Below are 13,314 nucleotides of genomic sequence, written 5' to 3' on the forward strand. Positions count from 1 at the left end.
TCGTGGCGGTGCGCATGCAACCAATCAGGCTCGGCGCAGTTGCTCCCTGCCCTCGCGCCTTCCCTCCCCGATGCGGACGGGCATGTCCCAGGATCCACGGCGTCTCAGATGAAAAAACTGCATATCAGCCACCACACCCGCTACATCTACGACAAGCCCGTCACCTTCGGCACGCACCGGCTGATGGTGCGCCCGCGCGACGGCCACGACATGCGCATTCTGGGCTCCAACCTGGTGGTGTCGCCGGCCGCGGACGTGCGCTGGGCCTACGACACGTTCGGCAATTCTGTCGCCTTCCTGACCTTCTCTGAACCAGCCGATCAGCTGGTGATCGAAGCGGAACTGCATCTGGAGCGCTACGGGCTGGACGAGGCGGTGCGCACTTTCGAGCCGTACAGCGGCACCTACCCGTTCTCCTACGATTCCGACGATCGCATCGACCTGGCGCCGGTGATGATGATCGAGTTCCAGGAGGACCGGCCGACGGTTTCCAAATGGCTCGAAACCGTCATGCCGACGCTGCCGGATGGGACGCTGCAGGTCCTCGACCAGCTGTCGAGCGCCATTCACGGCAACTTCGAGTACCGCCGCCGCGACGAGGAGGGCGTGCAGACGCCGGCGAAGACGATCGAGACCGCCAGCGGGACCTGCCGCGATTTCGCGGTACTCTTCATGGAAGCCGCCCGCGATCTCGGCTTCGCGGCCCGCTTCGTCACCGGCTACCTCTACGACGCGGCAACCGACGACGGCGACATCCTCACCGGCGGCGGCGCCACCCACGCCTGGGCGGACGTCTTCATTCCGGGCGTCGGCTGGGTCGAGTTCGACCCGACCAACGAGATCGTCGCCGGCCACGAGCTGATCCGCGTGGCGGCGACCCGCTCGTCCGCGCAGGCCCAGCCCCTCAGCGGCAGCTTCTCGGGCGACGGCAAGTTCGTCGGCATGGAGGTCAAGATCGGCGTGAAGAGCGAGGCGTAAGCGCCGCGCTCCCGGTTGCGCCTGCCGCCGTCATCGCCCCATCAGGGTCGGCAGGAAGGTCACCAGCTGCGGGAAGGCGACGCAGATCAGCAGGCCCACGAGCTGCAGCACGAAGAACGGCAGGATCCCCCGGTAGACGGTTCCCATGCCGACATCCTTCGGCAGCGTGCTCTTGATGTAGAAGAGCGTGTAGCCGAACGGCGGGCTGATGTAGCCCATCTGGATGGTCAGGGCGTACAGCACGCCGAACCAGATCTCGTCGAAGCCGAGAAAGCGGACCACCGGCAGGAACACCGGCACGGTCAGCAGGATGATGCCGATCTCGTCGAGCACCGTGCCCAGGAACACCAGGATCAGCATCATCACGGCAAGCACGAGATAGGGGCTCACCTCAAGCGCCTCGATCGAGCCGAGCAGGGCGTCCGCGCCGCCGAGGCCGGTGAAGATCGCCACGTACGCCTTCGCACCGATGGTGATCCACAGGATCATCGCCGTCGACTTCAGGGTCACGCCGGAGCTCTGGGTCAGCATCGAAAGCGTGAGGTTTCGCCGCATCGCCGCCGCCACGCACGCCCCGAGGACGCCGACCGCCGCCGCCTCTGTGGGCGTGGCGATGCCGAAGAAGATCGAGCCCAGCACCATCACGATGATCAGCGTCGGCAGGACCAGGGTCTTCAGCGACGCCAGGCGCGCGCGCAGGCTGGCGCGGGGAACGTCCGAGACGTTCGGCGCGAGCTCCGGCTTCAGCCACGACGCGACCAGGATGTAAGCGATGTAGAGCGAGGCCAGCAGGATGCCGGGCACGATGCCCGCGATCAGCATCTTGCCGATCGAGACCTGGGCGGTGACCGAATAGACGATGGTCAGCACCGACGGCGGGATCAGGATGCCCAGCGTGCCCGAGGCGCAGATGGTGCCGGTCGCGAGGCGGGCGTCGTAGCCGCGCCGGAGCATCTCCGGCAGCGCCAGGATGCCCATGGCAGTGACGGCGGCGCCGACGACACCCGTCATCGCCGCCATCACCACGCAGATGACGACCGTGCCGATGGCAAGCCCGCCCTTGAGCCGGCCGAACCACAGCTCCATCGCCCGGTAGAGGTCCTCGATCACGCCGGACCGCTGCAGCACCACCGCCATGAAGATGTAGAGCGGGATCGCCAGCAGCGCTTCCGACCGCATGGTGTCGAAGATCTGCAGGATCAGGATGATGAGGGCGTTCGGGTCCCAGAACAGGACGGTGAACAGGACCGAGAGGCCGCCGAGCACGAAGGCGACGGGCAGCCCGGTCAGCAGGAAGACCGTCAGCCCGCCGAACATCAGGATGAGAATGCCGGTGGAATTCATACCGCCTCTCCGAACGCGTCGGAGACCGGCGGGGCCGGCTCGTTGAAGATCACCCGCATCCACTCGGCGAACGCCTGCAGGAGCAGCAGCAGCAGCGCCAGCGGAATCACGAACTTCACCGGCCAGATGATCGGGTTCCAGGAGGTGTAGGACGTCTCGCCGAGATCGTAGGACTGCACCGCGAACGGCCAGGCGTAATAGAAGAGGATCACGGCATAGGCGCCGATGATCGGAAAGTTCACGAGATCGAACAGCCGGTTCACCCGGGGCGAGACCGACCGGCGCACCAGATCGAGGTTCACGTGGCCGCCGGTGTGCAGGAGGTACGGTCCGCCGAGCAGAAAGAACGGACCGAACAGCAGCGTGGCGAGCTCCAGCCCCCAGCTTGACGGCGAATTGAAGAGATAGCGGGCCGTCACCGCGTAGAGCATCACCGGCACGATCACGAGCATCAGCAGGCTCGCGAGCCGATACAGCAGATGGTTCAGGGCCGTTATCCAGCGAACGACGGCGCCGATCGGGCGGGGCATGGCAGGTTTCCTCGGGTGCGATGCGCCAGGCGGCGGGTCCAGGCGCAAATCCCGTCCGGATCGCCGTGATCCGGACGGAATGCCTTCAAGCGCCGGGTTCGTGAAGCAGGTCCCCCAGAGCCCGGCACGTCAACCGGGCCTGGGGCAGCGCCCCGACCAGCTGCTTCCTCGTCAGCGAGCAGCGCCTACTGGATCAGCCCCAGCTCCTGCATCTGCTTGACCTGGGAGTTGAGGATGCGGGTCGCGAGGTCGTTGCCCTTGGTCGCCTTGCGCCAGGAGTCCACCGCCTTGACGCGGGCGGCGTTGACGTCGTCCACCTTCAGCTCGATCACCTCAACGCCCTGCTCCTTGAAGGCCTCGAGCGCGCTCTTGTCGCTCTTCGTCTTCGCAGCCTGATAGGCATCGGAGACCTCCTTGGCGGCCGTCGCCAGCGCGTCCTTGTAGGCGTCCGGAAGCTTGTCGTAGGCCGCCTTGTTGGCGACGTAGGAGGTGGCGGTGGTCGGCTGGTGCACGCCCGGCAGGATGATGAACTTCGCCACCTCGCCGAGGCCGGCGTCGAGGTTCGCCTGCAGGTCGCCACGGTCGGCGATGTCGATCAGGCCCTTGTCGAGGGCGGAGTAGACCTCGCTGGTCGGCAGCGGCGACACGGCGACGCCGAAGTCGGTCATCACCGACGAAGCCAGACCGACGAACCTGCCCTTCTTGCCGTTGAAGTCCTCGATCGTCTCGATCTTCACCTTCGAGTGGATCGGCTCCTGATCGTAGACCATCGGCGCGATGTACTGGAGGCCGGCCGGAGCATAGGCCTCCTGCGCGAACTCGATGCCGCCGTGCTTGTAGAACCAGTCCGAGTACTGGCTGGCCTCCGGATAGCCGAACGGGATGGTGCTGGTGAAGGCGAGCGCCGGGATCTTGCCGGCCTCGTAGCCGTCAAAGGTCTTCATCAGCTGGAAGGCGCCGCCGCGGACCGCGTCGAAGGCCTGGGCGGGCGGAACGATCTGGCCGGCCGAGAACAGCTCGATCTGGAACTTGCCGTCGGTGAGCTCGGCGACGCGGTCGACGTACATCTGCTCGAACTTCTGGGGCGTCGTGCCGCCGTCCCACAGCGCCTGCATGCGCCACTTCACCGGCTCGCCGTCCTGGGCCATGGCGGGGGCGCCGAGGGCCGCGAACGCAACCGTTGCCGCCGTCAGCTGGAGCGCCGCGCGGCGCGAGAAATGCGTCTTCATGGGTGTTTCTCCTTCAGTTTCCGGATCGTTGTTGTTCTTGTTTCCGCCCGCATCGCGGCGCGAAAGTCGGTGTGGGGCCGTCAGTCGGCCCCGCGAAGTTCGGCGATCAGCTCGCGCGCCCGGTCGGTGCGCACGTCGTGGGCCTCGGCGAGTTTGCCGGCCACGATCTCGATCTCGTTGCCGACCGCGCCGGCGACGATGGCGATGTTGCGGGCATGCAGCGCCATGTGGCCGCGCTGGATGCCTTCGGTGGCCAGCGCACGCAGCGCCGCCATGTTCTGGGCAAGCCCGACGGCCACGGTGACCTCGGCCAGTTCCTGCGCCGTCTCGACGCCGAGGATCTTCAGCGCGGTCTGGGCAACCGGATGGGTCTTGGTGGCGCCGCCCACAAGGCCGACGGCCATCGGCATTTCCAGCGTTCCGACGAGGCAGCCACCGGTGTCCACCTCCCAGGTCGACAGCGACGTGTAGACGCCGTTGCGGGCCGCATAGGCATGGGCGCCGGCCTCGATCGCCCGCCAGTCGTTGCCGGTGGCGACGATGACCGGGTCGATGCCGTTCATGATGCCCTTGTTGTGGGTCGCGGCCCGGTACGGATCGATCACCGCGAGCTCATGGCCGTCGAGAATGCCGTCGATCATCCGGCGGCCCGAGAATTCCTTGGTCGCGAGCGCCGCCTCCGGAACGCGCACCCGGGCACGCGCCAGCCGCCGGTCGGCGAGATTGGAAAGGATGCGCAGGCGCACCCGGCCGCCCGTAAGTTCTTCCACGGTCGGCGCGACCGCCTCGGCCATCGTGTTGACGGCGTTGGCGCCCATGGCGTCGCGCACGTCGACGACGAGATGCAGCACGACCATCGGGCCGCGCGCCGTCGCCGGGAAAACATGGACCTCGATGTCCTTGCAGCCGCCGCCGAGCTTCACCAGGAAGGCGTCGCGGCTGTTGGCGATCGCCAGGATCTCGTCGCGCGCCGCCAGCAGCTTCAGCCTGGCGCCGTAGGGATCGGTGATGCCGAGCACCTGCACCTGGGCGCGCATCACCGGGTCGGTGGAGGACGTTTCGAAGCCGCCGTGGTCGCGGGCGATCCGCGCCATGTAGGACGCCGCCGCCACGACGGAGGGCTCCTCGACCACCATCGGGATCAGGTAGTCGCGGCCGTTGATGGTGAAGTTGGTGGCGATGCCCATCGGCAGCTGGAACGTGCCGACGACGTTCTCGATCATGCCGTTGGCGCGGGACACACCCAGCGCACCCGGGTCGCCGATCGTCGCGGCCGCATCGGCGTCGAGCCCGACCGCCTCCGAAAGCATCTCCAGGCGCTGCTGCGGCGTCTTGTTGCGGTAGCCTTCAAGACGCGAATTCACGGCACGCGGCATAGCAGCCATCTTTCGTTTCCACCCACACTCAAACCAGCATCTCTTGCTTGGATGCCGGGCGGAATTGTCCTAGTATAATGAGGACAATCAAGGGACAGTTTGGATCAATCGCGCCGTGACTGTACCAGCAAAATTTCTGGCACAATTCCCGTGACGCGGGCCGGAAGCCGCGTCGAAGCCATCGTCGGACTGGTCTCCGAGAGGCTTGCCAAGGGCGCCTACAAGGTGGGCGAGCGCCTGCCGTCCGTCCGGCGGGCGGCCGAGGACTACGGCGTCTCCAAGAACACGATGGCCGAAGCCTACGACCGGCTGGTCGCGCAAGGGATGCTGGAGGCCCGGCCGGGCTCCGGCTTCTACGTTTCCCACCTGGAACTGCCGCGCACGAGCGCGCCGCCGCCACATGTGGCCGCCGCCGTCGACCTCGTCTCGCTGCTGCGCGAGCAGCTGGACCGAAGCTACGCGGTGCGCCCCGGCGACGGGCGGCCGCCCGCCTCCTGGATGGAGGGGTCGGAACTGCGTCGGCACTTCGCCGGCTTCAAGACGTCCGGGCCCGACACCATCGACTTCGGCTACGGCAGTTCCCGCGGGTTCGAGCCGCTGCGCGACCGGCTGCGGCTGATGCTGCTCGACCGGTCGATCTCGGTGGAGCCGGACGGGCTGCTGCTCACCTACGGCGCCAACCACGCCCTCGACCTGATCGTCCGCCATCTGCTGGAACCGGGCGACACGGTGCTCGTCGACGATCCGGGCTATTATCCCCTGTTCGCCAAGCTGACGCTCGCCAAGGCGCACATCGTCGGCGTCAGGCGCAACGCCGACGGCCCGGACCTCGACGATCTCACCAGCAAGTTCGCGACGTTGCGGCCGAAGGTGTTCTTCACCCAGTCCCAGGCCCACAACCCGACCGGCAGCTCGCTGTCGCCGCCGGTCGCCTTCGGGCTGCTCCAGGCGGCCGAACGCTGGGGCGTGCTGGTGGTCGAGAACGACGCCTTCGCCGACATCCTGCCGCCCACCCTGCCCCGGCTCGCGGCCCTCGACCAGCTCAACCGGGTGCTCTATGTCGGCACCTTCTCCAAGACGCTCTCGGCGAGCCTGCGCTGCGGCTTCGTCGCCGGACATCCGTCGCTGGTCGGCGCGCTCGCCGACCTGAAGATCCTCACCATGGTGGCGACGTCCGACTATGTGGAGCGGTTCGTCTTCAACCTGATCCAGGGCGGCCAGTATCTGCGCCACATCCGGCGGCTCCGGTCGCGGGTCGAGACGGCGCACCGCAAGGCGGTCGGCGAGCTGGAGGGCATAGGCCTGCGCCTGAGCGCCAGCAAGACGCCCGGCTTCTATCTCTGGGCCGAACTGCCCGACCACGTCGACGATTTCGAGCTGTGCCGCGCTGCCGCCGATGAAAGCATCTTCCTGGCGCCGGGAAGCGTTTTCCGGCCGGACCGCACGGGGGACCGCCCGGCCGCGATCCGCGTCAACGTCGCCTACGGGTCCGACCCGAAGCTCCTCGACTTCCTGTCCCGCGCCACTTCCCGCTGACACCTTATCTTCAGAAACACCGAGCAGATCCCATGAGCATGGCTTTCCCCTCCGAAGTCCGCATCGTCGAAGTCGGCCCCCGCGACGGGCTGCAGAACGAGGCCGAAATCGTCCCGGCCACCGTCAAGGCGGAGCTCATCGACCGGCTGGCCGCGGCCGGGGCACGGACCATCGAGGCCGGCAGCTTCGTGTCGCCGAAATGGGTGCCCCAGATGGCCGACACCGCCGAGGTGCTGTCGCTGATCCAGCGCAGGCCCGGCGTCGGCTACCCGGTGCTGGTGCCCAACATGAAGGGCCTGGAGGCGGCGATCGCCAGCGGCGTCGAGGAAGTCGCGGTGTTCGCCGCCGCCTCCGAAGCCTTTTCCCAGCGCAACATCAACTGCTCCATCGCGGAAAGCCTCGAGCGCTTCCAGCCGGTGATGGAAGAGGCGGCACGCCAGGGGCTCAAGGTGCGCGGCTACGTGTCGTGCGTGCTCGGCTGCCCCTACCAGGGCGAGGTGCCGCTCGCCGACGTCGCCAGGGTGTCGCACCGCCTGCTGGAGATGGGGTGCTACGAGATCTCGCTCGGCGACACGATCGGCGTGGGCACGCCGCTGAAGGCCGTCCGCATGGTGGAGGCCGTCATGGAGGACGTGCCGACCGAGAAGATCGCGCTCCATTTCCACGACACCTACGGCCAGGCGCTGGCCAACATCTACGCCTGCCTGGGCCTCGGCGTGTCGGTGCTGGATTCCGCCGTCGGCGGTTTGGGCGGTTGCCCATATGCGAAGGGCGCCACCGGCAACGTCGCCACCGAGGATCTCGTCTACATGCTGGACGGTATGGGCATCGAAACCGGCATCGACCTTGCGGCGCTCACCGACACCGCCCGCTTCATCGCGGCCGCCATCGGCAAGGCCCCCGCGTCCCACCTGGCGCGGGCGAACGGCTGACGCTCGGCCATAAGAAAAGGGCGCCGGCCAGTTCGGCCGGCGCCCCCTCAAGAACGCTTCACTCCGCCAGCAGGCGGGCGATCCGATCAGGAAAGCGACTTGCGGACGATCGCCGCGCCGTCGACCATCGCCTTCATCTTGTTGAAGGCGACATCGCGCGGCAGGTACTTCAGGCCACAGTCGGGCGCGACGGTGATCCGCTCCGCCGAGACGTACGGCAGCGCGCGCCGAATGCGCTCGGCAACCGTCTCCGGGGTCTCGATCTCGTTGGTGGACAGATCGAGCACGCCGAGGATGATCTTCTTGTCGTCGAGGCTCTCGAGGATCTTGCAGTCCAGCGACGACTGGGCGGTCTCGATGGACACCTGCCGCACCGCCGAGCCGGAGAGCTCCGGCAGGAAGTTGTAGCCCTCGGGACGCGCATGGATGATGGCGGCGTAGCCGAAGCAGATGTGCACGGCGGTCTCGCCGTCGATCCCATCGAGGGCCCGGTCGAGAACCTCGACGCCATACTCCTTGGCTTTCTCAAAGCGCGCCTGCATGTAGGGCTCGTCGACCTGCACCACGTCGGCGCCGGCCGCGAAGAGATCCCGGATCTCCTCGTTCACCGCCTCGGCGTAGTCCAGCGCCATCTCCCGCTCGCTCTCGTAGAAGTCGTTCTGCGCCTGCTGCGCCATGGTGAACGGGCCGGGCACGGTGATCTTGATGCGGCGGTCGGTGTTGGCGCGCAGGAATTTCACGTCCTCGACCTCGACGGGGTGCATGCGCTTGATCTTGCCCACCACGCGCGGAACCGGGTTCGGATGGCCGCTGCGGTCGAGCGCCGTGCCGGGATTGTCGATGTCGACGCCCTCGAGCGCCGTCGCGAAGCGGTTGGAGTAGCTCTCGCGGCGCACTTCGCCGTCGGTGATGATGTCGAGGCCGGCGCGCTCCTGATCGCGGATGGCGATCAGGGTGGCGTCGTTCTGGGCTTCCTCGAGCCATTCCGGGGCGATGCGCCACAGCTCGTTGGCGCGCACCCGCGGCGGAAACCGCCCACCCAGCTTGGCGCGGTCGATCAGCCAGTCAGGCTGCGTGTACGATCCCACCAGCGAGGTCGGAAGCAGCGTGTTGATGTCGGTCATGGAACGTTTCCTCCGTTGAAATTTGTTGGGAAGGTGAGGCAAGGACGACGCCCCGTCCACCCGTCCGATGCGAAAATGCCGACGCCGATCAGCTTCTGAAAACCGATTTCGGCATGGCCGACGCGATTTCATGGGCGCGCCCGAGATGGTCCCGGATGGCCCGTTCGGCCGCATCGGGATCGCCGTCGAGAATGGCCGTGGCGATGCGCCGGTGCTCGGCCACCGAATCCTCGTACATCGCCGGCGTCATCGCGCCGCTCAGCTGCAGCATGATCAGCGGCAGCTGCAGCTGCCGGCTGAGCGACGCCAGCTGTGCGTTGTCGCAGATGGTCAGAATCGCCTGGTGAAAGCGCCAGTTCTCCTGGTGATAGGCTGCGCCCGACAGGCGGGTCGCCTCATCCCAGATGGGGGCGATGTCGGCCGCGAACCGCGCCCGGTTGTCGCCCCGGTCGATCGCCGCCGCCGCCAGCCGCACCGCGAGCGCTTCCAGCGCCGTGCGGATCTGGAACAGCTCGATGGTCTCCTTGTAGGAGAGCTTGCGCACGAGCGCGCCGCGGTTCGGCACGATCTCCAGCAGCCCCTCGGCGGAGAGGCGCCGGAACGCTTCCCGCAGCGGGCCGCGGCTGACCCCGAAATCGCGCGTGAGGTCGGCCTCGATCAGCCGCTGGCCGGGCGCGTAGCGGCTGTTGAGAATGCCATCGCGCAGGCCCTGCACCAGACGGTCGACCGTGCCGCCGCGCGCGGATTCGGTCGCAGCAATCTCTTCCGCCATCGGAAACCCATTCGTGAACATGCGACCGACTTAGCCGCCAACGGAGGCGGAAGGCAAGGTTGACGCCGACAGAATTGCCCTACAATAATGCAGGGCAGAACGAACCGTCGGCGTCCCTGACGCACGAATGGTCAGAGGAAACGCCAGGCATGGCGGGTGAGCGGGGCGGCGCCTCGCTCCAGCCAGCGCCGCTTGAGGAGACGCCAGATTGTTGATCGGCAAGCACGTCGACGCCGTATCGGGCATCTGCACCGCAGCCGCCGACAGCATCACGGTTCGCGGTCGCGACCTGTGCGGCGACCTGATGGGCCGGCTGACGTTCACCGAGTATTTCTACCTCCTCGTCACCGGCCGCGAGCCCACGCCGGAGCAGCGCGACTTCCTCGACCTGTTGCTGGTGGCGATCGCCGAGCATGGGCTTACGCCCACGGCAGTCGCCGCGCGCATGACCTACGATGCCGATCCCCAGTCCCTGCAGTCGGCCGTTGCTGCCGGCATTCTGGGCTGCGGGCCGGTCGTGCTCGGCACCTCCGAGCTGTGCGGCAGGCTGCTGACCGAGGCGCAGGCGCGCATCGACGACGGTGAGAGCGTGGCCGAGGTCACCCGAGCGATCGCGACGGAGACGCGCAGGTCCGGCGGCAAGATGCCGGGCTTCGGCCACCCGCTGCACCGGCCGGTCGATCCGCGCACGCAGCGCATCCTGTCGCTCGCCGCGGAGCGTGGCGTCAGCGGCCCCTATGTGGCGCTTTCGCGCGCGTTCGAGGCGGCGGTCGCGGAGGCCTGGGGCAAGCCGCTGCCGATGAACGTGTCGATGCCGATGGCCGCGGTGATGCTCGACCTCGGCTTTCCCGCCGCGATGATCAAGGCCATCCCGCTTCTCGCCCGGACCGGCGGTCTCCTCGCCCACCTGGCGGAGGAACAGAAAAGTCAGATCGGCTTCCTCATGGCATCCCATGCCGAAGAGGCGATCTCCTACGAGCCCAGTCACGAGTAGGCCGCGCCAGATGATGCACGAACCCGAGATCGAGTCCCGCCCCTGGCCGGAACAGCTGCGCCTGGACGATGCGCTCTACCGCGAGCAGGTCGCCTACCTCCTGGCCCATTCGCGCTTCTATCAGGCGAAGCTCGAGGCGGCCGGGTTCGACACGCCCGACAAGATCGGCGGCCTGGAGGACATCGGGGCCCTGCCGATGACGGAGAAGGACGAGCTCCGCGCCACGCGCAGCGCCGCCGATCCGATCGGCACCCAGCTCGCCGCGCCGATGGAAGACCTCGCGCGGATCTACTCCACCAGCGGCACCACCGGCACGCCGAGCTACATTCCGCTCACCGCCGGCGACCTGGAGAACTGGGTGCGCACCTCGTCGCGCAGCTACGCGGCCTCCGGCATCGCGCCGGGCGAGCGCATCATCAGCACCTACAACGCCGGCCCGTTCGTCGCCGGCTCGGCGCTGGACTCCTTCAACCGGCTCGGCCTGTGCCACATCCCCGTCGGCACCGGCAACACCGAGCGGCTGATGGCGGCGGTGGACATGCTCACGCCGCAGGCGCTCGTCTGCACGCCGTCCTACGCGCTGCACCTGGCCGAATGGGGCACCGCGCGCGGCATGGACCTGCCCGCCAGCTCCGTGACGCGCATCCTCGTGGCCGGCGAACCGGGCGGCGGCGAGGAGGCCATGCGCGGCCGGCTTCAGGAGGCGTGGGGCGCCCAGGTGACCGAAGCCATGGGCATCGGCGACATCGGCGCCTCCCTGTGGGGCGAATGCGAAGCCCAGCAGGGCATGCATTTCTGCGCCCGCGGCTTCGTGCACATCGAGCTGATCGATCCGGAGACCGGCGCCAGCGTGCCGATGGAAGACGGCGCCACCGGCGAGCTCGTCTACACCCACCTCGCCCATCGCGCCGCGCCGATGCTCCGCTTCCGCTCGCGCGACCACGTGATGGTGCGCACCGAGGCGTGCCGCTGCGGACGGACGTCGCCGCGCGTGCGCTGCATCGGCCGCACCGACGACATGCTGATCGTGCGCGGCGTCAACGTGTTCCCCTCGGCCATCCGCGAGGTGGTCAACGAATTCGCGCCGGCCGTCACCGGCGTCATCTCGGTCCGCCCCGGCAGCAAGGGTGTCAAGCAGAGCCCGCCGCTGAAGGTCATGGTCGAGCTCGCCGAGGGCACCGACGCAACCGACGGGCTGGCCGACAGCATCCGCCAGCGGCTGCGGGACAAGCTGGTGGTCACCACCCGCATCCACCTCGTCGCGGCTGGAACGCTGCCGCGCAGCGAGTACAAATCCAAGCTGATCGACTTCGCCGAGGCGACCTGACACAGGCGTCCGGCGGCGAAAAGAAGACTGACCAAAAAGGGAGGACTCTCATGAAGAAGATGACAGCCATTCTTGGACTTGCGGCCGTAACGGCCTTCTCGGGCCAGGCCCGGGCGGCCGAATACGAGCTCAAGCTCTCCACGATGTTCCCCTCCACCCATTTCATCGTGACCATGGCGATGGTGCCGTGGGCGGAGGAGATCGAGAAACGCACCGACGGCCGTGTCCACTTCACCGTCTTCTCGGCGGGCTCGGCGCTCGGCGATGCGACGAAGCAGTTCGACCAGGCCCGCGCCGGCGTGGTCGACGTCTCGGTGGGCATCCCGGCGATCCCGCGTGGCCGCCACCCGCGCTCGGTGCTCGTGGAGCTGCCGTTCACCGTTCCGGACGCCACCATCGGCACGTGCGCACTGATGAAGGCGCAGGACGAGGTGAAGGGCGACTATCCCGACACCAGGATCCTCTACCTGACGGTGACCGAGCCGAGCGCGGCCCACACCACCAAGAAGATCGAGACCCTTGACGACCTCAAGGGGATGCGGATCCGCACGCCGACGCCGGCCATCACGGCGATGCTCGAGGAAATCGGCGCCACGCCCGTCGGCATGCCGCCCACGGAGATCTACGAGAGCGTCGAGCGCGGCGTCGTCGACGGCAACATCATGCCGTGGGGCCCGGTGGGCGCGTTCAAGCTGGAGGAGGTGCTGAAGTATCATCTCGACGCCGGCATCAATCCGGTCGCGATGTACATCGTCTTCAACCAGCGCAAGTTCGACAGCCTGCCCGAGGACGTCCAGAAGGTGATCGACGAGGTGAGCGCGGAGATGTTCTCCAACTGGGGCCGCTGGTGGCACGAGACCGATCAGGTCGCCATCGACGCCGCCCGGGCAGCCGGCAACGAGATCATCCCGATGTCGGACGAACAGCGCCAGGCATGGCAGGAGCGGCTTCAGCCGGTCATCGACAACTACCTCGCCAACGAGTCCGGCCTCCCGGTCGACGAGGCGAAGAGCATCTACGCCGCGATGACCGACGCCGTTGCCGGGTGCGAGTGACCTGAACCGGTCCCGCCCGGGCGGGTGCGGACCGGACTTGCGACACAAGGGGCGGCGGAAGCGCCGTCCCTCCCCTCCTCTCGCACACGGGGCACGGCCTTGACCCGGTCAACCTTG

The 13,314-nt window shown here is 67.7% G+C and carries 12 protein-coding genes; 6 read left to right on the forward strand and 6 right to left on the reverse strand.

Annotated features, from left to right (window positions below; genetic code table 11):
* Positions 1-108: 108 nt before the first annotated feature.
* Entirely contained in the window at positions 109-978 is an 870-nt protein-coding gene (locus ACSSVZ_RS15900) for a transglutaminase family protein (protein ID WP_453971582.1), read from the forward strand.
* A 30-nt stretch (positions 979-1,008) separates the two neighbouring features.
* Here ACSSVZ_RS15900 and ACSSVZ_RS15905 read toward each other — a convergent pair whose 3' ends face one another.
* The 4 genes from ACSSVZ_RS15905 to ACSSVZ_RS15920 form a co-directional block, all read right to left on the reverse strand.
* Positions 1,009-2,322 (reverse strand): TRAP transporter large permease, encoded by a 1,314-nt coding sequence (locus tag ACSSVZ_RS15905; RefSeq protein WP_453971583.1) that lies wholly within the window; start codon positions 2,320-2,322, stop codon positions 1,009-1,011.
* The gene (locus tag ACSSVZ_RS15910) at positions 2,319-2,852 is read right to left on the reverse strand and encodes a TRAP transporter small permease subunit (RefSeq protein ID WP_453971585.1); all 534 of its coding nucleotides are present in this window, start codon (positions 2,850-2,852) and stop codon (positions 2,319-2,321) included. Before ACSSVZ_RS15910 ends, ACSSVZ_RS15905 begins: the two co-directional genes overlap by 4 nt.
* 185 nt (positions 2,853-3,037) lie before the next feature.
* On the reverse strand, positions 3,038-4,081 hold the full coding sequence (gene dctP, locus ACSSVZ_RS15915) for a TRAP transporter substrate-binding protein DctP (protein ID WP_453971587.1): 1,044 nt from the start codon (positions 4,079-4,081) through the stop codon (positions 3,038-3,040).
* A gap of 80 nt (positions 4,082-4,161) precedes the next feature.
* Complete coding sequence (locus ACSSVZ_RS15920) at positions 4,162-5,466, reverse strand: hydroxymethylglutaryl-CoA reductase, degradative (RefSeq protein ID WP_453971588.1); 1,305 nt, start codon at positions 5,464-5,466, stop codon at positions 4,162-4,164.
* Positions 5,467-5,607: 141 nt separating this feature from the next.
* On the opposite strand from ACSSVZ_RS15920, the gene ACSSVZ_RS15925 reads away from it, so the two are divergent.
* Complete coding sequence (locus ACSSVZ_RS15925; RefSeq protein WP_453971589.1) at positions 5,608-6,993, forward strand: aminotransferase-like domain-containing protein; 1,386 nt, start codon at positions 5,608-5,610, stop codon at positions 6,991-6,993.
* A 38-nt stretch (positions 6,994-7,031) separates the two neighbouring features.
* Positions 7,032-7,925 carry a hydroxymethylglutaryl-CoA lyase gene (locus tag ACSSVZ_RS15930; RefSeq protein ID WP_453971686.1) on the forward strand — a complete coding sequence of 298 codons (894 nt, stop codon included), beginning with the start codon at positions 7,032-7,034 and terminating at the stop codon, positions 7,923-7,925.
* Between the two features lie 86 nt (positions 7,926-8,011).
* Here ACSSVZ_RS15930 and ACSSVZ_RS15935 read toward each other — a convergent pair whose 3' ends face one another.
* Complete coding sequence (locus tag ACSSVZ_RS15935; protein ID WP_453971590.1) at positions 8,012-9,049, reverse strand: uroporphyrinogen decarboxylase family protein; 1,038 nt, start codon at positions 9,047-9,049, stop codon at positions 8,012-8,014.
* Positions 9,050-9,137: 88 nt separating this feature from the next.
* Complete coding sequence (locus tag ACSSVZ_RS15940) at positions 9,138-9,821, reverse strand: GntR family transcriptional regulator (protein WP_453971591.1); 684 nt, start codon at positions 9,819-9,821, stop codon at positions 9,138-9,140.
* A 208-nt stretch (positions 9,822-10,029) separates the two neighbouring features.
* Here ACSSVZ_RS15940 and ACSSVZ_RS15945 point away from each other — a divergent pair, with 208 nt between their 5' ends.
* Genes ACSSVZ_RS15945 through ACSSVZ_RS15955 form a run of 3 tightly spaced genes read left to right on the forward strand, consistent with a single transcriptional unit; the run spans position 10,030 to position 13,197 of the window.
* Positions 10,030-10,815, forward strand: a complete 786-nt coding sequence (locus ACSSVZ_RS15945; protein ID WP_453971593.1) for a citryl-CoA lyase — start codon at positions 10,030-10,032, stop codon at positions 10,813-10,815.
* Positions 10,816-10,825: 10 nt separating this feature from the next.
* Positions 10,826-12,142 (forward strand): phenylacetate--CoA ligase family protein, encoded by a 1,317-nt coding sequence (locus tag ACSSVZ_RS15950; protein WP_453971594.1) that lies wholly within the window; start codon positions 10,826-10,828, stop codon positions 12,140-12,142.
* A gap of 50 nt (positions 12,143-12,192) precedes the next feature.
* Positions 12,193-13,197 (forward strand): TRAP transporter substrate-binding protein, encoded by a 1,005-nt coding sequence (locus ACSSVZ_RS15955; RefSeq protein ID WP_453971595.1) that lies wholly within the window; start codon positions 12,193-12,195, stop codon positions 13,195-13,197.
* Positions 13,198-13,314 lie beyond the last annotated feature (117 nt).

This window comes from Amorphus sp. MBR-141 (genome assembly GCF_053628695.1).